We start from the raw sequence: 18,297 nt of genomic DNA, 5'->3' as shown, positions 1-18,297 counted from the left end.
CAAAATCGCTCCCGGCGATTTTGTCGCCTTGTCCTCGCATATAGTCGTTCATTGGATGGACACCGCTTACCTTGTTCGAGATCTTGCACTATATGCCTATTGATGTAGTCTGGTTCGGATGAAACCTGTGGAAGGGATAGCAGAGATGAGATTGTTCTATTTGGAAAGGGACTTTAATTATTCAGCCTACATAACTTGTCATTTTTCTGTAGATGAACGGGTTGAAAATTGATGATTGCTTTACTTGGGCCTAATTCTTTTCGAGGTGTTCTGACTGCACCTAAAGCTAATGGGATTAGCCCATTAATAAGAGGGAAGATTAATATTGGCGGCGATGATGTACGTTGCTATATAAAACCTCAACCAGACGAAATAATGTGCCCATCAAAGAAGGCATTTGTTGACAATATGGAAATTGTCAACGAGGCTTTGGGGTTTGTATTAGCTAAGAGTTTTGGCTTTTATACTCCCGACATCGCCGGGATTATTATATTAAATAGAGAGCAAATCCCAAGAGAGACTGTAGAACAAGTAGATAGAGTATCGTCAAAAAAACAGGATCGATTTATATGCTGGTTCAGTAAGGATATGAATTATCCTAATCTTAGCCAGTCTCGAATAGAAAATGTTAACTTTAAGCCGTTAGAAAATCTTCTAATCAAACGTCTTGCTGATGATCTCAAGCGTCATGATGATACCATCAATATTATCGCCTTCGATGATTGGCTTTTGAATTCAGATCGCCACCTTGGTAATCTGCTTGATGGTCCTGCTAATTCAATTTTTTTGATAGACCATGGGCGGATTTTAAATTATCCAAATTGGAGTGCTTCTGAAATTTTTTCATTGCCACCTAAGACTGTCAATCGGCTTGAGAACTTTATAGAGAATTTTCATTCTGGATGGAAAAATCAGCTCCCAAATAAAAGTAAGCGACAGATGGCAATTTCTCGTTTTAAACTGTTGTTCGAAGAATCTGGAAAGAAAGCAGCGAGAGAGGTTCTTTCTGAATTTGTAAATGATGAAGATGTAGAAGTAGTCGTCAAATATCTTGAAAGTCGGCTGGATCCAGTGGCATATGCTAAGGCATCGGGGCTTTTAATATGAGTGTTCATTCTAAAATATTAGAAAGCATTCCATCCAGTGGTGAAGAGGCCTTGGTGGATGGTAAGTGGAGGCCAATAAGTCTCTGCTTTGATGAGATTGCTCGCGAGTATTTAAATGTTGGAGTGATCTTCGAACATGGAGGGAAGGTCGACGTTAGAATGCTTGATTCATTTGAAAGAATCAAGTGTCTATATGATAAGACGGTAGATATAGATTCGCTCTCCTATTACCTTCATGATATTGAAGACTCAATTGTCAGGTTTAACGGTGAACTACCAGATACATTGTCGGACACTATCCGCCTCGGACAACCTCTCTATGCTTCAGGTAGGGATGCTGATTCTGTAATTGACAGTTTCTTTTATGATGTAGTTACTTTAGGAAGAATAAATTCGAAGAGTAGAGATGCATCCTTCAGGTATCGTTCTACTCAAAAATTAAGAACCCTGATGTTTGAGCTTATTAAGGACGGAATGGGCCTTTCAGCGTCGAGAATTATACAAGAAAAAAAATTCAATCTTAGGATAAAAGATAGTGGCTTCATTGAAATTGACATCCCTCTAATGTCAGGCAAAGCTGCTGGAAGCATCGTTTCTGCCTGGTATAAAAGTCCAATGGTAGTGGAAAATAACCTATTGCAGGCTTCCTCCGATTTATTTCTTTTGAAAAGCAATTCCGATATTGGGAAAGTTTCATTGTCTATTTTAGTTCCAGATATTGATAGTGGATTAAGTAGCCGTGACTATAAAAAGTTAATGGATTTGACCTCCCGTCAATTAGACCGTATGGATAGAGCAGGTATCGAAATAATTGATGCGCATACTGTAGATGGCTTATCTAAAAAGACAGTTAGTTGGTGGGAGGATGTAGCCGCGTGACTTATGATTTTCATGGCTTGATTTTTAAAAGTTTCTTTTCTCGTTATGAAATTTTTTAAATCTAATGGACGATAATGAAGTTTGAGAAAATCATCTATCAACAGATGTGAATTTTAAAGTTCCTGGTTTTATTGCTTGGTATTGCTTGGTATTGCTGGATGGGGCTCTTGGGGCCCCTTTAAGTGCAGCGCCTCGCTGGAAGGAGTGTGAGCGGGCGCGAGGTAGGGATACCGAGCGAGCGGAAGAAGGGCAGGGTGCCCGTGTGCAGCGACCGCGGTAAGCGACTGGAAGCGAGGTTCCCGAAGGGCGCGTAACGCCGGGGGGTCCTTCTTTGCCTACTTTCTTGGACAAGCAAGAAAGCAGGTCGCCCGCCGGGGCGAGTCCCGGCATTTAAATCAACTATTCGTGAAAACAGAGGGAATGAATTTATAAAGTGCTGAGGTTAATCCAGCCAGATACTTCAAATCAGCCGCCCCTGGCAGACAAATTCTAAGCTAAGGGCTGGAGCAAAAAACTCAAAACCTCAGCCGGAACCAGCCCCTTAAGCCCACCCACAACCTCTTCACGGGCCAGCAGCTCAACCTGATAGGCATCGCCATAAAGGGACTGAACCTCGTCAAAGCCAACCGAAAAGGGCGGGCCAGCTTGGGCGGCCTGGTCGTAGTCGAAGGTTACCAGCAGCTGCGGGGCTTGGCGGGTGAGGTCTTGCAGGTGCTGGGCGTACAGAGGGCGCATGTCGCCGGGCAGGGCGACCAGGGCGGCGCGGTCGAAGACGGCGTCCACCGGGCCAAGCTGGCCGGCGTTAAGGGCAAAGATGTCCCCTACCCAGATGGCGATGCCGGGGGCGCTGTAGCAGTGCAGGGGGCCTTTGTCTTCTATCTGGGGTTCTACCCCCAGCTCGGCAAAGAGTTGGCGGATGGCCAGGGGGCTCAGTTCGGCGCCGGCGACATCAAAGCCTTGGGCCAGCAGCCAGGCGATATCCCGGGTCTTGCCGCAAAGGGGCAGGAACAGGCGGGCACCGGGGCTAAGGGCCAGGCGGCCAAGCTGGGCTTGCAGCTGGGGATTACCCTGCTGCTGGTGAAAACCAATCTCGCCACTGGCCCATTTTTGGTGCCAAAAGTCTGCCTGCATAAAAAGGTCCTTGGCTGCCGCCCACCAAGAGGGGGCGGCATGGGGCGGGGTTATTCGGCGCCCAGCTGCTCTTTGACTATCTGGAACAGTTCCCGGTAGTACTTGGGCGGCTTGTTGGCGGCCTTTTCCTTGAGGGCCAGGCGCAGGGCTTGGCGCAGGTGCTGGATATCGACACCGGGGAACTGGTCGATAAAGGCCTGGACGGCGCTGTTGCCTTCGCTCATAAAGCGGTCGCGCCATTGTTCGGCCAGGTGCAGCTTCAGGGTTTCCTGGGCGTGCAGGTTCTTGAGCTTGTCCAGGGCCTGGCGAATGGGCTCGTGGTCGGCCTGGCGCACCAGCTTGGCAACAAACTGGCGTTGGCGGCGAAAGCCTTCGTGCTTGTTGCGGATACGGTGGGCCAGCAGGATGGCTTCACGCAGCTCGTCGTCCAGGGGGATCTTGTCCAGCTGGGCCGGGGCCAGGTCCATCAGTTCCTTGCCGAGGTCCACCGATTCGTTGGCTTCGCGCTTGAGCTCGGACTTGCTGATGTAGATGATTTCTTCGTCGTCGTCTTGTGGGTGCATGGTCTGGGGCATTGGCTAATTTCCCCTATGATAGCAGTTTGCCCGGCCCCTCCGTAGGGGCTGGCTTGTGTTATGCTGCCGGGAAATGCCCAAGATATTCCGAGGTAGCGGTGAGCGACATCATCCAAGACATGAAGGCCGTCGAAGCCCTGGTGGGCCAGGGCCTGGATTACGCCAAGCAACTGGGCGTAACAGGGGCGGAAATGGCCATCAGCCGCCAGACCGGCATCAGCGTCTCCACCCGGCTGGGGGAAGTGGAAAACATCGAGTTCAACAAGGACGGCGCCCTGGGGGTGACGGTGTTTCGGGGCAAGGCCAAGGGCTCGGCGTCCACTTCCGACCTGCGTGTCGAAGCCATCCGTGAAGCGGTGGAAGCGGCCGACCGCATTGCCCGGCTGACCTCGGAAGACGAGGCCAACGGTATGGCCGACCCGGACATGCTGGCCCTGGCCTACCCGGATCTGGGGCTCTACCACCCCGCCGATCTGGACCCGGCCCAGGCCATCGCCTACGCCAAGCGCTGCGAGGAAGCAGCCCTGGCCGCCGACCCGCGCATCAGCAATTCCGACGGCGCCAGCTTTGCCTCCCATACCGGCTTCAAGGTCTACGGCAACACCGCCGGCATGCTGGGCAGCTACCCCAGCAGCCGCCACAGCCTGTCCTGCGTGGTGATCGCCAAAGACGGCGAACAGATGGAACGGGACTACGACTACTCCATTGCCCGCCGCCTTGACCTGCTGGACGACGCCGAGGCCCTGGGCCGCAGCGCCGCCCGCAACACCCTGGCCCGCCTGGGAGCCCAGAAGCTGGGCACCATGCAGGTGCCGGTGTTGTTCCAAGCAGACGTGGCCACCGGCCTGTGGGGCCACCTGGTGGGCGCCATCAGCGGTGGCAGCCTGTACCGCCGTTCCAGCTTCCTGCTGGACAGCCTGGGCACCCAGGTGCTGCCGGATTTCGTGCAGATCAGTGAAGACCCCCATGTGCTGGGGGGCCTGGCCTCCACGCCCTTCGACAGCGAAGGGGTGAGGACAGTCAAGCGCAACATCATCGACGGCGGCGTGCTGCAAACCTACCTGCTGACCAGCTATTCGGGGCGGCGCCTTGGCATGCAGACCACCGGCCATGCCGGCGGCATCCACAACTGGTATGTCAAAGGCAACGGCGACGACTTTGCCGCCATGGTCAAGCGCCTGGACCGGGGCCTTATCGTCACCGAATTGATGGGGCAGGGCATCAACATGGTTACCGGCGACTATTCCCGTGGCGCCGGCGGCTTTTGGGTGGAGAACGGCCAGATCCAGTATCCGGTGTCGGAGATCACCATAGCCGGCAACCTCAAGGACATGCTGATGGGGATCAGTGCCATCGGCTCCGACGAGGAGCGCCGGGGCGGTATCCACACCGGCTCGGTACTGATTGACCGCATGACCATAGCGGGCAACTGAACAAAAACCCCGGCCAAGGCCGGGGTTTTTTATAGGCTGTGCTGGGTCAGCAGCAGGGTAGCGGAGCCCAAAAAGGCAAAGAGTCCCACCACGTCGGTGACTGTGGTGAGCACCACGCCCCCGGCCAGGGCCGGATCTATGCTGAATTTTTTCATCACCAAGGGCACCACCACGCCGGCGGCGGCAGCGGCAATGAGGTTGATGCCCATGGCAAAGGCGATGATGGCGGCCAGGGTCATATCTTCTTTCCAGATGCCGACGATAAGGGCGATAAGCCCGGCCCAGATCAGGCCGTTGAGCAGCCCTATGGCCATTTCCTTGGTGAAGAGGAAACGGGCGTTCTGGGTGCCGATATGGCCAAGGGCCATGCCGCGAATGACCAGGGTCAGGGTCTGGGACCCGGCAATGCCGCCCATGGACGGCACTATGGTCATCAGTACCGCCAGGGTGGCCAACTGGGCCAGGGTATCTTCGAAGAGGTTGGACACCGCCGCTGCCGCCAAGGCGGTGAGCAGGTTGACCCCAAGCCACAGGGTGCGCCGGCCGGTGGACTTGAGCACAGGGGCGAAGGTGTCTTCTTCGTCGTCCAGGCCGGCCATGCTCATCATGGAGTGGCTGGCGTCTTCGCGGATGATGTCCACCACGTCATCGACGGTGATCCGCCCCAGCAGGTGGCCTTCGTCGTCCACCACCGGTGCCGAGTACCAGTCGTAACGGGCAAAGAGCTGGGCCACGTCGGTTTCGGCCATGGTGTAGTGCACCGGCTCTGGCTCGGCGTCCATCACTTCCCGCACCTTGTCGGTGGGAGCGGCGGTGACCAGCACCGACAGGGGCACTTCCCCCACCAGTTTATCGGCCTTGTTGACCACATAAAGGCTGTCGGTGCCCTTGGGCAGCTCGCCACGGCGCCGCAGGTAGCGCATCACCACGTCCACTGTCACGTCCGGCCTCAGGGTCACGGTGTCGGTGTTCATGATGGCGCCGGCGCTGTCGTCGGCGTAGGACAGCACCTGCTCCAGGCGGGACCTGTCCTGGGTGTCCATGGCCTTGAGCACCTTGCGGTACACCTCGTCGGGCAGGCCCCGCAACACATAGGCCAGGTCGTCGGTTTCCATGCCCTCGGTGGCGGCAGCCACCTTGTCGGCGTCCATCAATTTGAGGATGCCGCGCTGCACGTCTTCGGACAGCTCGTCGAGGATGTCCCCTTCCTGGTCCGGGTCTACCAGCTGCCACAGGGCCAGACGGGCCTTGGGAGGGCTGGATTCGAGGAGGTGGGCGACGTCCGCCGGGTCCATGGCGTGAAGCAGCTCCCGGGCACGCACGAACTTGCCCCTGGCCAGCAGGGTACTGATCTGTTCGAAGGCGGGTGGGGCTTTTTCTTCGGCCATGGGACTCCACAGGCTAGGGGGACGGGACAGGCAGTCTAACGCAACTACCGTGAATTATTGATGAGAATGAGGAGCTTAGCTAAGCCGTTGTCGGCCTTATTGATCTTCGTCGAAGCCGGCGTCGATAAGGGCGCTGGCGGCGTTGAGGGCCGCTTCGGCGTCCGGCCCCTCGCAGTGCAAGGTCACCGGTTGGCCCTGGTGGCCTTCCAGTAGCAGCAGCCCCAATACCGAGTCGGCATTGGCTTCCCGGCCCTTGGCCTCCAAGAGGATGGTGGCGTCGAACTGCTGGCTGAGTTTGACCAGTTGGGTGGCGGCCCTGGCATGCAGCCCCAGCTTGTTCTTGAGGATAAGAGTGCGGCTAAGGCGGCTCATCAGCCCTTCATGTCCCGGTGCTTGCGCTGCACGTCCCGGCCCCGGCTTTCGAAGCGGTCCGCCAGTTGTTCGGCGATGAACACCGAGCGGTGCTGGCCGCCGGTGCAGCCGATGGCCACCGTCACATAGGCGCGGTTGTTGCGCTCCAGCTGCGGCAACCAGCTTTCCAGCAGGCCGTCCAGCTGCGCCAGCACCCGGGCCACGTCCTGCTCGGCGGCGAAGAAGTCCTTGACCTGTTGGTCTTTGCCGGTCAGGGGTTTGAGCTCCGGCACCCAGTGGGGGTTGGGCAGGAAGCGCACGTCAAAGACGTAGTCGGCGTCCTTGGGCAGACCGTGCTTGAAACCGAAGGACTCGAACACCATCACCAGCGGCCCTTCCTTCTTGCCCAGGATCCGCTCGCGGATCAGCTCGGCCAACTGGTGGATGGACATGTCGGAGGTGTCCATGCGCAGATCGGCAATGCCGCACAGGGGCAGCAGTCGTTTGCGTTCCAGCTCCAGGGCGTCTTCGAGGCTACGGTTGGATAGCCGCGACAAGGGGTGCAGGCGGCGGGTCTCGGAGAAGCGGCGCAGCAGCACCGATTGGTCGGCATCCAGGTACAGCACCAGTTTGCTGATGTCGTCCGGTAGCCAATCCAGTTCCTGGGTGAGGTCTTCTTCGGCTTCGGGAAGGTTGCGGATGTCGATGCTGACCGCCACCTTGCGCACGTCGTCGCGCAGGGTTTCCATCAGCGCCGGCAGCAGGTTCAGGGGCAGGTTATCAACACAGTAGTACCCAAGGTCCTCCAGGACCTTGAGGGCGACGGACTTGCCGGCACCTGAGGTGCCACTGACGATAACCAGATTCATGCGGCGTCAACGAGGATGCGGTACACCTCGTTATCATCGCTGGCGCTGCGTAGTTTTTTCAAGGTTTCTTTATCAGACAATCGCTTGGCGATGGCTGCCAGGGTGGTCAGGTGGGCCTGACACTGGTCGCTCGGCACCAACAGGGCAAACAGCAGGTCGACCGGCTGGTTGTCGATGGCGTCGAAGTCGATGGCCTGGCTGAGCCTGGCCACCACCGCCACCACCTTGTCGGTGTCGGTCATGCGGCCGTGGGGCAGGGCGATGCCGTTGCCGATACCGGTGGAACCCAGTCGTTCACGGGCCAGCATGGCGTCAAAGGCCGCGTGTGCCGTGATCTGGTTGCACTGGCGAGCGGCGACTTCGCCGATCATTTCCAGTACCCGTTTTTTGGAAAGGCCCGGAGCCAGTGTCACCACGGCGTCCGGGCGCAAGATCTCGTTGAGTTCCATTTAGCGTTGATTGAGCTTTTCTTTGTGCTTAATGATCTGCCTATCGAGCTTGTCGATCAAGCCATCAATGGCGGCATACATGTTTTCATGTTCGCTGGAGGCATGAAGTTCGCCGCCACTGACGTGTAATTTGGCTTCGGCTATCTGCCGGATCTTCTCCACGTTGAGCACCACGTGGACGTTGCTGATGTGGTCGAAGTGACGTTCCAGCTTGGAGAATTTGTCGGACACGTAAGACCGCAGCGGGTCTGTGATTTCGATGTGATGGCCAGTGAGATTGATTTGCATAGTCTCATCCTTATATGCCAGCCCTATAACAGGCTCTTGCGTTGATTGGAGGGCGGTATGTTCAGCGCTTCGCGGTATTTGGCGATGGTGCGCCTGGCAACCTGTATGCCCTGCTCGGCCAACAGCTCCACCATTTTGCTGTCGCTCAATGGTTTCGCGGCGTTTTCCTCTGCAACCAGCTTCTTGATAAAGGCGCGGATCGCGGTGGAAGAACATTCCCCGCCGTCGTCGGTAGCGACGTGGCTGGAGAAGAAATACTTGAGCTCGAAAATCCCTCTTGGCGTATGCAAGTACTTCTGGGTAGTGACGCGGGATATGGTGGACTCGTGCATGTCCACGGCTTCGGCGATGTCGTTGAGCACCATGGGTTTCATGTACTCCTCGCCATATTCAAAGAACCCTTGTTGAAACTGTACTATGCAGCGCGCCACTTTCAACAGGGTTTCGTTCCGCGATTCCAGGCTCTTCAGAAACCATTTGGCCTCTTGGAGGTGGGAGCGGATAAATTGGCTGTCCGACGGGTTACGGGCATGGCGGCTCATGGCCGCGTATTGCTGGTTGATCCGTACCCTGGGCAGGGCGTCGGGGTTGAGTTCCACCAGCCAGCGGCCGCTTTTCTTGGCTACCGACAGGTCGGGCACCACGTATTGGGGCTCTTCGCTGGACACCACGGAGCCGGGCCTTGGGTTGAGGCTCTGAATCAGGCGCAGGGCCTCGCGCAGCTCGTCTTCCTTGAGCTTGGTAACCCGCATCAGGGTGCGGTAGTCACGGTTGCCCAACAAGTCGATATGCTCGTCGATAAGGCGCCTGGCCTCTGCCAACCAGGGGGTGGTGCCGTTGAACTGGCCCAACTGGATCAGCAGGCATTCCTTGAGGTCACGGGCGGCGACACCCACAGGGTCGAAATGCTGGATGCGTTTTAACACCGCCTGCACTTCGTCCAGTTCCAGGTCGTCTATGGCCAGGCTTTCCAGAATTTCTTCGCAGCTTTGGCGCAGGTAACCGTCCGGGTCTATGGCGTCGATGATGGCAAAGGCCACCGCCTGGTCGGTTTCGCTAAAGGGGGTCAGGCGCATCTGCCACAACAGGTGCTGCTGGATATCGTCGACGGTTTCTCCCTGGTAGAGGCTGTCGTCGTCGACGCTGACCGGGCCGGTGCTGGTGGTGCCGGCGGAATAGACCTCGTCCCAACTGGCGTCCACCGGCAGGTCTTCGTCGAGCTTGCGCTCTTCCATCACCTCTGAGGTGTCGGGTTCGGCGGGGCTGTCTTCGAAGTCGTCGCTGGCGGATTCCTTGGCACCGTCCAGTTCGTGGTCGCTGCTGTCAGCGTCGGAGGAGGGCTCGTCGAAGTCCTCGTCCAGGCCGTCTTCGAGCAGGGGATTGGCGTCCAGCGCAGCCTGAATTTCCTGTTGCAGTTCCAGTGACGACAGTTGCAGCAGGCGTATGGCCTGTTGCAACTGGGGCGTCATGGTCAGTTGCTGTCCTATGCGTAGTTGCAGGCTCGGCTTCATCACGAGAGCGATTTCCCTCCGGGCGACGTGCTTGGCGCCGCCTCTTTCTCACTATAGTTGGAACTGCTCGCCCAGATAGACGTCCCTGACCTGCTTGTTGGCCAGGATCGCCTGGGGGGAACCACTGGCGATCAGTTCCCCGTGGCTAACGATATAAGCGTGTTCACAGACTGAAAGCGTCTCACGGACGTTGTGATCTGTAATCAGCACGCCCAGGCCACGGTCCCGCAGGTGCTCGATGATTTTCTTGATGTCGATGACCGAGATGGGGTCCACCCCGGCAAAAGGTTCGTCCAGCAGGATAAAGGCCGGATTGGCGGCCAGGGCCCGGGCGATCTCCACCCGGCGGCGCTCGCCGCCAGACAGGCTGGCACCCAGGCTGTCGCGCAGGTGGCTGATATGGAATTCGTCCAGCAGGGCGTCCAGGGCGTCTTCGCGGCCGGCCTTGTCCAGATCCTTGCGCCGCTCCAGCACCGCCATGATGTTGTCGTGGACGCTCAGCTTCCTGAAGATGCTGGCCTCCTGGGGCAGGTAGCCGATACCGGCCCTGGCCCGCACATGCATGGGTTCGAGGGTCAGGTCCCGCTCGTCTATTTGGATACGGCCCTTGTCGGCCAGCACCAGCCCCACCACCATGTAGAAGGTGGTGGTCTTGCCAGCGCCGTTGGGGCCCAGCAGGCCCACTATCTGGCCGGTTTCCACGGTCAGGCTGACGTCCTTGACCACCTTGCGGCGTTTATAACTCTTGGCCAGGTGCTGCGCTTTAAGAACCGCCATCAGGGATTGCCCTCTTGGCTTTGTTGTTCCTGACCCTGCTGTTCTTCTCCTTGCTGCTCGGTTTCGGGCTGCTCGGTCTCAGGTTGCGGTTCTTCTTTCTTTTCCGGCTCTTTGAACTCGCTGGGTTCGAAGATGGTCACCACCCGGCTCTGGTCGTCTTTGGCCTCGGCGGTCAGGCGCTGGGCCTGCAGGTCATACTGCATGGTGTCGCCCTTGGCCAGGCTGCCCTGCAGCTCGATTTGGGCGTCACCTTTCATCACCACCAGGCGCTGGTTGTCCAGGTAGCGGATCTCGCGGGCCTGGGCCTTGACCCAGCTACCGTCGTTGAGTTTCTGCTGGAAACGCACCGGCTTGCCCTTGGCGACAAAGACCCGCTCGTTGTTGCTGGTGTCGATTTCCATATGGTCGGCGGTGATGCGCAGGCTGCCTTGGACGATTTTCACGTCCCCTTCGTAGATCACGCGCTTTTCGATGCCGTCGGCGGCGTTGCGCTGGCTGGTCACCAGGATCTTCTCGTCGAAGTCCCGGTCGGCGGCGCTGGCCAGCAGTGGCAGTGCCAGGGCCAGAACGGCACTAATGATAATCTTTGGGCTGTTCATATTCGGTACTAACCTGACTCTTGAGGCGGACTTGCTGTCCTTCCAGTTCGGCTTCCAGGCCCACGCCTGAGGTGACATAACCCGGCCCAATAATGGTCACAGGGGCGTCGGTATCCATGGTCTTTTGCACCAGATCCAACTGCAGGTTGTCGGTGTCGACGCGCCTGACCGGTGCATCATCGGTAAGGCTCTGGATGATAACACCGTTTTTAAGGTCGACCAGCCGTTGCCCCGTCACTTTGGCCTGATCGGCGCGGATTTGCCAGGGCTTGTGTTGTTCCTGGTCATAAAGCTCGAAGCGGGGCGCCGTCAGCCAGGTTTCCTGGCGCAGGCTGAAGTGGGTCATGCTGTCGGCATTGACCTGCATGCTCAGCTGGCCTTTGTCGTCGAACTGACGGACCTGCAGGTCTTCGGCGATGCCGTCGGGCTGGTCCACCAACTGGGCCTGACCCTGCTGAGCGGCGTCCTCGTCGTTGCCGGTCCAGTACACCAGGCCAAGGGTGATGGCGAACAGCACCAGGATAAAGAGCAGGGCGCGGTTCACAGGCTGGCCCCCGCCGGGCGCAGACTGTGGCCCTGGCTTTGCAGCAGCAGATCGCACACTTCCCGCACCGCCCCCTGGCCACCCTTGATACCGGTGACATAGTGGGCTGCCTTGGCCACCAGGGGGTGGGCATCGGCCACCGCCAGGCCCAGGCCAACCGATTCGATAAGATCCAGGTCCGGGATGTCGTCACCGATATAGGCCACCTGGGCCGGGGCCAGGTCCAGCTTGGCCAACAGCTCGGCGAAGGCGCCGCGCTTGTCGTGTTGGCCTTGATAGATATAGGGCACCCCAAGGGCGTTGAAGCGGTCGCTGACGATGCGGCTGTTGCGGCCTGTTATCACCGCCACTTCGATGCCGGCGGCGCGCAGGGCTTTGACCCCGAAGCCGTCGCGGGTGTGGAAGGCCTTGAGCTCTTCACCGTTATTGCCAAGGTAGATGCGGCCGTCGGAGAAGACCCCGTCCACATCGCACACCAACAGCTTCACCTGCTGAAAACGTTCCCATATTGCCGGCGTTACCGGGCCGTAGAGGCTGTCCTGCATTCAGAGCACTCCTGCACGCATCAAGTCTTGGGTATTGAGTGCGCCTATGGGCCTGTGGTTCCCGTCCACCACGAAAAGGCCGTTGATCTTGCGCTCCTCCATCAGGTGCAGGGCCTCGGCCGCCAGCATCTGCGGTGACACAGTGACACCGCCCTTGGTCATCACCTTGTTGATGGGAACGGTGCGCACGTCGTGGCCGGCATCCAGTACCCGGCGCAGGTCGCCGTCGGTAAAGAGGCCGCGCAGCACGCCTTTGTCGTCCACTACCGCTGTCATGCCAAGACCCTTGCGGGTCATTTCCAAGAGGGCGTCGCGCAGCAGGGTCTGCTCGCTGACCGTGGGCACGGCTTCGCCGGCGTGCATCACATCTTCGATGCGCAGCAGCAGGCGTTTACCCAGGCTGCCGCCGGGGTGGGACAAGGCAAAGTCGTCGGCGGTAAAGCCACGGGCGTGCAGCAGGGCTACCGCCAGGGCGTCACCCATGGCCAGGGTGGCGGTGGTGGAAGCGGTGGGGGCCAGGTTAAGGGGGCAGGCCTCCTTTTCCACCGCTACGCTCAGATGCACGTCGCTGTGGCGTGACAGGGTAGACTCGGGCTTGCCGGTCATGGCGATAAGGGGCACGCCCATGCGTTTGAGCACCGGCAGCAAGGTGGTGATTTCCTGGGTCTCACCTGAGTTGGAAATGGCCAACACCACGTCCTGGTCGGTGATCATGCCCAGATCGCCGTGAGAGGCTTCGCCGGGGTGGACAAAAAAGGCCGGGGTGCCGGTGGATGCCAGAGTGGCGGCGATTTTGCCGCCGATATGACCAGATTTACCCATGCCTGTGACAATGACTTTGCCAGGGCAGTCGAACAGGATCTGGCAGGCGTGGTCGAAGGATGCGCCCAGAGACTGGTACAGTCCTTCGATCGCGGCTTTTTCGATCTCAAGGACAGTGCGGCCAAACTGGGAAAAGTCACGCTTTACCATGGGGACTCCTTACTGAAGATGGCGAGAGTATAAAAAAGGCTGGCCCGATAAGCGACAAAGGCGACACCCGCTGCCGCTTTAAATAAGGAAATCTGGGCACTATTAATGGATTTGGAGGAAAAAATTGGCTAAGGATACCGATGTCTGACCGAGGTAAGTATTCGCTCCGGGCCAGGACAGCCCTGGGGTTCAGGGGCAATTCAGCGGTTGCTGAATACCCTTTCGAACGTTTTGTTGCAATTATTGGCATTGCTTTGCCATCTGAGCCCTTTGCTACAATGCCCGCCCTAGCGAGATCAGGACTACGTGGATGAGCGCCGATCGCCCTCTAGTTGAAATCAAGAACATGACATTCAGTCGCGGTGACAGGGTCATCTACGACGATATCAGCCTGACCATTCCGGTCGGCAAGGTCACTGCCATCATGGGCCCCAGCGGCATCGGCAAAACCACCTTGCTGCGCCTGATTGGCGGCCAGTTGCGCCCGGACAAGGGGCAGATACTCTTTGACGGCCAGAATGTACCGTCTTTGTCCCGCAGCCAGCTGTTCCAGGCCCGCAAGCGCATGAGCATGCTGTTCCAGAGCGGCGCCCTCTTTACCGACATGACGGTGTTCGACAACGTAGCCTTCCCGCTGCGCGAGCACACCGAACTGTCGGAGGCCCTTATCCGCAAAATCGTGCTGATGAAGCTTGAAGCGGTGGGGCTGCGCGGCGCCAACGGCCTGATGCCGGGTGAGCTGTCCGGCGGTATGGCCCGCCGCGCCGCCCTGGCCAGGTCCATTGCCCTGGACCCGGACATGATCATGTACGACGAGCCCTTTGCCGGGCAGGACCCCATCTCCATGGGGGTTATCGTCAACCTTATTCGCCGTCTCAACGACGCCCTGGGCCTGACCTCTGTGGTGGTGTCCCACGACGTGGAAGAGGTGCTGTCCATTGCCGACTACGTCTACGTGGTGGCGGACAAGAAGGTCATAGGGCAGGGGACTCCGGCCCAGCTCAAGGAAAGCAACTCGCCCCAGCTGACCCAGTTCCTTCAGGGTGAGCCGGACGGCCCTGTCCGTTTCCACTATCCGGCGCCGGATTACCGTAGCGACCTGAAAGGAGAGGCCCGCTGATGTTTGATTCCATCGCCCGTCTGGGCCGTTCCGGCCTGACCTTGACCAGCAGCATTGGCCGCGCCTTCTTGATGATGGTCTCGGCCGTGGCCTGCTGGCCCAGGCTAAAAAGCCTGCACCTGCTGGTGCGCCAGGTCTATGTGGTGGGGGTGCAATCCCTGCTGATCATCATCGTCTCCGGCCTCTTTATCGGCATGGTGCTGGGCCTGCAGGGCTACACCATACTGGTGGACTACGGCGCCGAGGCCTCCCTTGGGCCCATGGTGGCCCTGAGTATTTTGCGGGAGTTGGGCCCCGTGGTGACGGCGCTGCTCTTTGCTGGCCGCGCCGGCTCTGCGCTGACCGCCGAAATCGGCCTGATGAAGGCCACCGAACAGCTTTCCAGCCTGGAAATGATGGCCGTCGACCCCCTCAAAAGGGTGATAGCGCCCCGTTTCTGGGCCGGCGTCATCGCCATGCCGCTGCTTACCGCCATCTTCTGCGCCGTTGGTATCTGGGGCGGCAAGATAGTGGGTGTGGATTGGCTTGGGGTGGATGCCGGTACCTATTGGTCGGTGATGCAATCGGCCGTGGACCTGGTGGACGACATCCTCAACGGCTTCGTCAAGAGCCTGGTGTTCGCCCTGGTGGTGACCTGGATCGCCGTCTTCAACGGCTATGACGCTGTGCCCAACTCGGAAGGGATCAGCAAAGCGACCACCCAGACAGTGGTGCATTCATCCCTGGCGGTACTGGGTCTGGACTTTATTCTGACGGCATTGATGTTTGGAAACTAATTATGCAAAACAGTCGCAAAATTGAATTGTTGGTGGGCTTTTTCATCCTGCTGGGCGTAGCAGCCATACTGGTCCTGGCCCTGCGTGTGGCTAACGGCAGCACCGGCGGCAACGGCAGCAGCTACACCCTGTACGCCAAGTTTGAGAACGTCGGTGGCCTCAAGGTCCGCTCCCCGGTCAAGGTGGGCGGCGTGGTGGTGGGCCGGGTGGACAGCATCAAGCTGGACGACCACGACTTTACCCCTGTGGTGGCCATGTCCATCAACGCCGACTACGAGAAATTCCCGGAAACCAGTTCCGCCGCCATACTCACCTCCGGTTTATTGGGTGAGCAATACATTGGCCTGCAACCCGGCTTTCAGGATGAGTCCATTTCCATGCTCAAAGATGGCGACTACATTGAAGACACCAAGTCCGCCTTGGTGCTGGAAGAGTTGATCGGCCAGTTCCTGTTCGGCCAGTCACACGACTGAGGAGTTACCCCTTATGTTCAAACGATGGATCACCGCCGCCCTGCTGATCATGGGCACCAGCACCCTGGCCCAGGCCGTGGAAGTAGACCGCAAAGACCCTTACTCCATGGTGGAGCAGGCCGCCCAGCAGGCTTTTGACCGCCTCAAGGCCGAGCAGCCCCAGGTCCAGCAGGACCCCAACGTCCTCAAGGTTATTGTCCGTGACGAGCTGCTGCCTTATGTGGATTACCGCTATGCCTCTTTGAAGGTGATTGGCCGCAATCTGCCCAAGGTGTCTGCCGACCAGCGTGACCGCTTTATCGGTGCTTTCAAGAACTACCTGGTCACCACCTATGCCCAGGCCTTCACCCAATATCGTGACCAGCAGGTGTCCTTCGAGCGTTCCGACCTGGACCCGAATCGCCAGCAGAAGATAGCTTCGGTCAAGGCCCGCATCATCGAAACCGGCCGCCCCGAAATCAGCCTGATCTTCAAGGCCCGCCTCAACAGCAAGACCGGTGACTGGGGCGTTTACGACATGGTGGCCGAAGGCATCAGCCTGTTGGCTTCCAAACAAGCCGAGCTGGAAGGCCTTATTCGCCAAAAAGGCATCGATGAAGTGACAGAGATGCTCAAGGAAAAGGCCGAAGTGCCGATCACCATCAAGAAAGAGGACAAGGCCGCATGAGCCTTGATATCCGCTGGCAAAGCCCCGAGCTGCAGTTGGCCGGAACCCTGGACCGCAACACGGTGCCGGGGCTCTGGCAACGGCGGGCCAGCTTTGTGGGCCTCAAGACCCTGGCCGTGAACGGTTTGGACAAAGTAGACACCGCCGGCCTGGCGGTGCTGCTTGATCTTTGTGAACGTTACCCTGAGGTGCGGGTCACCGGGGCTTCTGAAAGGCTCAAAAAGCTGGCAGAATTGGGCGATCTTGAAGATATTCTGCCCATCGAGCATTCATGACCAACCAAGAACTCGAGCAACAGCTCCGTGACAGCCTCAATTTGGACGAAGTCATAGTCCGTAATGACGGTAGTCACTACAACATCATCGCCGTCGGCGCCTGCTTCGACGGCCTGCGTTCGGTAAAGCGCCAACAACTGGTGTATGGCCCCCTGACCGACGCCATTGCCGATGGCTCTGTGCACGCCGTATCCATCAAGACCTTCACTCCTGCCGAATGGGCGCGCGATAAAAAGCTGCTCATGCTCGGCCAGTAACGACAGACTCTCCTATGGATAAACTGCTTATTACCGGCGGCGCCCCGCTGGCCGGCAGCGTCGCCATCAGCGGCGCCAAGAACGCTGCCTTGCCGATCCTGTTTTCCACCCTGTTGGCGGACGGCCCCGTAACCCTGACCAACATCCCCCACCTCAACGATGTCACCACCACTATCGCCCTGTTGGGGCGCCTGGGTGCCGATATTACCCTGGGGGACAACATGACGGTGGAAGTGGACCCTCGTCCGGTCGACCAACATGTGGCCCCCTATGATCTGGTGCGCACCATGCGTGCCTCCATCCTGGCCCTGGGGCCCCTGGTGGCCAAGTTCGGCAAGGGCGAAGTGTCCCTGCCCGGCGGCTGCGCCATCGGTGCCCGCCCGGTCAACCTGCATATCCACGGCCTGGAGCTGATGGGTGCCGAGATCCTGGTGGAGCACGGCTACATCAAGGCCCAGGTCCCTGGCGGCCGCCTCAAGGGCGCCCACATCTTCATAGATATGGTGTCGGTCACCGGCACCGAGAACCTGATGATGGCCGCCGTGCTGGCCGATGGCCGTACCGTCATTGAAAACGCCGCCCGTGAGCCGGAAGTGGTGGACCTGGCCAACTGCCTTATCGCCATGGGTGCCAAGATCCAGGGTGTCGGCACGTCCAAGCTGACCATAGACGGTGTGGAGCGCCTGGAAGGGATCACCTACAGCGTGCAGCCGGACCGTATCGAAACCGGTACCTTCCTGGTGGCTGCCGCCGTTACCCGTGGCAGTGTGACCTGCACCAACACCGATCCCAGCCTGCTCGAAGCGGTGCTGGCCAAGTTGGAAGAAGCCGGTGCCGAAATCGAAACCGGGGACGACTGGATCCGCCTGGACATGCACGGCAAGCGCCCAAAGGCGGTGGACGTGACCACGGCCCCTTATCCGGCTTTCCCCACCGACATGCAGGCTCAGTTCACTGTGCTCAATGCGGTGGCCGAAGGCTCGGCGCGGATCAAGGAAACCATCTTTGAGAACCGCTTCATGCACGTGCCTGAGCTGTCCCGCATGGGTGCCGACATCAGCCTGGACGGCAACAACGCCCTGGTCAAAGGGGTGGAGCACCTGTCCGGTGCCCAGGTGATGGCCACGGACCTGCGCGCCTCGGCCAGCCTGGTGATCGCCGGCCTGTTGGCCGACGGGGAAACCCTGGTGGACCGCATCTACCACATTGACCGTGGTTATGAGTGCATCGAGGACAAGTTCTCCAAGCTCGGCGCCAACATCCGCCGGGTCAAATAAGAAAAGGCGCCGTAAGGCGCCTTTTTTGTATGGGA

The 18,297-nt window shown here is 58.7% G+C and carries 23 protein-coding genes; 10 read left to right on the top strand and 13 right to left on the bottom strand.

What is annotated here, in order from left to right; translation table 11 throughout:
• Positions 1–231 precede the first annotated feature (231 nt).
• On the top strand, positions 232–1,107 hold the full coding sequence (locus B3C1_RS20210; protein ID WP_156804540.1) for a hypothetical protein: 876 nt from the start codon (positions 232–234) through the stop codon (positions 1,105–1,107).
• Positions 1,104–1,985 (top strand): hypothetical protein, encoded by an 882-nt coding sequence (locus B3C1_RS12730; RefSeq protein WP_035482077.1) that lies wholly within the window; start codon positions 1,104–1,106, stop codon positions 1,983–1,985. The genes B3C1_RS20210 and B3C1_RS12730 overlap by 4 nt, the downstream gene beginning before the upstream one ends.
• Before the next feature lie 489 nt (positions 1,986–2,474).
• Here the strand turns inward: B3C1_RS12730 and tmpT are convergent, their stop codons facing one another.
• Positions 2,475–3,116 carry a thiopurine S-methyltransferase gene (tmpT, locus tag B3C1_RS12725; RefSeq protein ID WP_008485285.1) on the bottom strand — a complete coding sequence of 214 codons (642 nt, stop codon included), beginning with the start codon at positions 3,114–3,116 and terminating at the stop codon, positions 2,475–2,477.
• A gap of 50 nt (positions 3,117–3,166) precedes the next feature.
• The gene (gene yjgA, locus B3C1_RS12720; protein WP_008485284.1) at positions 3,167–3,691 is read right to left on the bottom strand and encodes a ribosome biogenesis factor YjgA; all 525 of its coding nucleotides are present in this window, start codon (positions 3,689–3,691) and stop codon (positions 3,167–3,169) included.
• Positions 3,692–3,789: 98 nt separating this feature from the next.
• Between yjgA and pmbA the strand changes: the two genes are divergently transcribed.
• The gene (pmbA, locus tag B3C1_RS12715) at positions 3,790–5,124 is read left to right on the top strand and encodes a metalloprotease PmbA (protein ID WP_008485282.1); all 1,335 of its coding nucleotides are present in this window, start codon (positions 3,790–3,792) and stop codon (positions 5,122–5,124) included.
• A gap of 29 nt (positions 5,125–5,153) precedes the next feature.
• Here pmbA and mgtE read toward each other — a convergent pair whose 3' ends face one another.
• From mgtE to B3C1_RS12660, 11 genes are all read right to left on the bottom strand, one after another.
• Complete coding sequence (gene mgtE / locus B3C1_RS12710) at positions 5,154–6,512, bottom strand: magnesium transporter (protein ID WP_008485277.1); 1,359 nt, start codon at positions 6,510–6,512, stop codon at positions 5,154–5,156.
• Positions 6,513–6,608: 96 nt separating this feature from the next.
• The gene (locus B3C1_RS12705) at positions 6,609–6,884 is read right to left on the bottom strand and encodes an HPr family phosphocarrier protein (protein WP_008485276.1); all 276 of its coding nucleotides are present in this window, start codon (positions 6,882–6,884) and stop codon (positions 6,609–6,611) included.
• Positions 6,884–7,732, bottom strand: a complete 849-nt coding sequence (gene rapZ, locus B3C1_RS12700) for an RNase adapter RapZ (protein WP_008485274.1) — start codon at positions 7,730–7,732, stop codon at positions 6,884–6,886. The genes B3C1_RS12705 and rapZ overlap by 1 nt, the downstream gene beginning before the upstream one ends.
• Positions 7,729–8,181, bottom strand: a complete 453-nt coding sequence (ptsN, locus tag B3C1_RS12695; RefSeq protein ID WP_008485272.1) for a PTS IIA-like nitrogen regulatory protein PtsN — start codon at positions 8,179–8,181, stop codon at positions 7,729–7,731. The genes rapZ and ptsN overlap by 4 nt, the downstream gene beginning before the upstream one ends.
• The gene (hpf, locus tag B3C1_RS12690; RefSeq protein WP_008485271.1) at positions 8,182–8,469 is read right to left on the bottom strand and encodes a ribosome hibernation promoting factor; all 288 of its coding nucleotides are present in this window, start codon (positions 8,467–8,469) and stop codon (positions 8,182–8,184) included.
• Between the two features lie 23 nt (positions 8,470–8,492).
• Positions 8,493–9,980, bottom strand: coding sequence for an RNA polymerase factor sigma-54 (locus B3C1_RS12685; RefSeq protein WP_008485270.1), 1,488 nt, complete (start codon positions 9,978–9,980; stop codon positions 8,493–8,495).
• A gap of 51 nt (positions 9,981–10,031) precedes the next feature.
• A complete protein-coding gene (gene lptB, locus B3C1_RS12680; protein ID WP_008485269.1) occupies positions 10,032–10,757 on the bottom strand; it encodes an LPS export ABC transporter ATP-binding protein in 726 nt (241 codons plus the stop codon).
• Positions 10,757–11,356 (bottom strand): lipopolysaccharide transport periplasmic protein LptA, encoded by a 600-nt coding sequence (gene lptA / locus B3C1_RS12675; RefSeq protein WP_008485268.1) that lies wholly within the window; start codon positions 11,354–11,356, stop codon positions 10,757–10,759. The genes lptB and lptA overlap by 1 nt, the downstream gene beginning before the upstream one ends.
• Entirely contained in the window at positions 11,331–11,900 is a 570-nt protein-coding gene (gene lptC / locus B3C1_RS12670; protein WP_008485267.1) for an LPS export ABC transporter periplasmic protein LptC, read from the bottom strand. Before lptC ends, lptA begins: the two co-directional genes overlap by 26 nt.
• Positions 11,897–12,445 (bottom strand): 3-deoxy-manno-octulosonate-8-phosphatase KdsC, encoded by a 549-nt coding sequence (kdsC, locus tag B3C1_RS12665; protein ID WP_008485266.1) that lies wholly within the window; start codon positions 12,443–12,445, stop codon positions 11,897–11,899. The genes lptC and kdsC overlap by 4 nt, the downstream gene beginning before the upstream one ends.
• Positions 12,446–13,417 carry a KpsF/GutQ family sugar-phosphate isomerase gene (locus B3C1_RS12660; RefSeq protein ID WP_008485265.1) on the bottom strand — a complete coding sequence of 324 codons (972 nt, stop codon included), beginning with the start codon at positions 13,415–13,417 and terminating at the stop codon, positions 12,446–12,448.
• A 310-nt stretch (positions 13,418–13,727) separates the two neighbouring features.
• Here B3C1_RS12660 and mlaF point away from each other — a divergent pair, with 310 nt between their 5' ends.
• From mlaF to murA, 7 genes are read left to right on the top strand one after another with little or no spacing between them, the layout of a single operon-like run.
• Positions 13,728–14,537: a phospholipid ABC transporter ATP-binding protein MlaF gene (mlaF, locus tag B3C1_RS12655; protein WP_008485264.1), complete on the top strand. Its 810-nt coding sequence runs from the start codon at positions 13,728–13,730 to the stop codon at positions 14,535–14,537.
• Positions 14,537–15,313: a lipid asymmetry maintenance ABC transporter permease subunit MlaE gene (mlaE, locus tag B3C1_RS12650; RefSeq protein ID WP_008485262.1), complete on the top strand. Its 777-nt coding sequence runs from the start codon at positions 14,537–14,539 to the stop codon at positions 15,311–15,313. The genes mlaF and mlaE overlap by 1 nt, the downstream gene beginning before the upstream one ends.
• Before the next feature lie 2 nt (positions 15,314–15,315).
• Positions 15,316–15,786 carry an outer membrane lipid asymmetry maintenance protein MlaD gene (mlaD, locus tag B3C1_RS12645; RefSeq protein ID WP_008485261.1) on the top strand — a complete coding sequence of 157 codons (471 nt, stop codon included), beginning with the start codon at positions 15,316–15,318 and terminating at the stop codon, positions 15,784–15,786.
• Between the two features lie 13 nt (positions 15,787–15,799).
• A complete protein-coding gene (locus B3C1_RS12640; RefSeq protein WP_008485260.1) occupies positions 15,800–16,453 on the top strand; it encodes an ABC transporter substrate-binding protein in 654 nt (217 codons plus the stop codon).
• Positions 16,450–16,728, top strand: coding sequence for an STAS domain-containing protein (locus B3C1_RS12635; protein ID WP_008485259.1), 279 nt, complete (start codon positions 16,450–16,452; stop codon positions 16,726–16,728). Before B3C1_RS12640 ends, B3C1_RS12635 begins: the two co-directional genes overlap by 4 nt.
• The gene (locus B3C1_RS12630; protein ID WP_008485258.1) at positions 16,725–16,985 is read left to right on the top strand and encodes a BolA family protein; all 261 of its coding nucleotides are present in this window, start codon (positions 16,725–16,727) and stop codon (positions 16,983–16,985) included. Before B3C1_RS12635 ends, B3C1_RS12630 begins: the two co-directional genes overlap by 4 nt.
• Before the next feature lie 14 nt (positions 16,986–16,999).
• The gene (murA, locus tag B3C1_RS12625) at positions 17,000–18,262 is read left to right on the top strand and encodes a UDP-N-acetylglucosamine 1-carboxyvinyltransferase (protein WP_008485257.1); all 1,263 of its coding nucleotides are present in this window, start codon (positions 17,000–17,002) and stop codon (positions 18,260–18,262) included.
• Positions 18,263–18,297 lie beyond the last annotated feature (35 nt).

The sequence above is a fragment of the Gallaecimonas xiamenensis 3-C-1 genome (assembly GCF_000299915.1).
Taxonomy (GTDB): domain Bacteria; phylum Pseudomonadota; class Gammaproteobacteria; order Enterobacterales; family Gallaecimonadaceae; genus Gallaecimonas; species Gallaecimonas xiamenensis.
The sequence above is the reverse complement of the archived record's forward strand: the minus strand, read 5'-3'. Positions and strand labels throughout refer to the sequence as shown.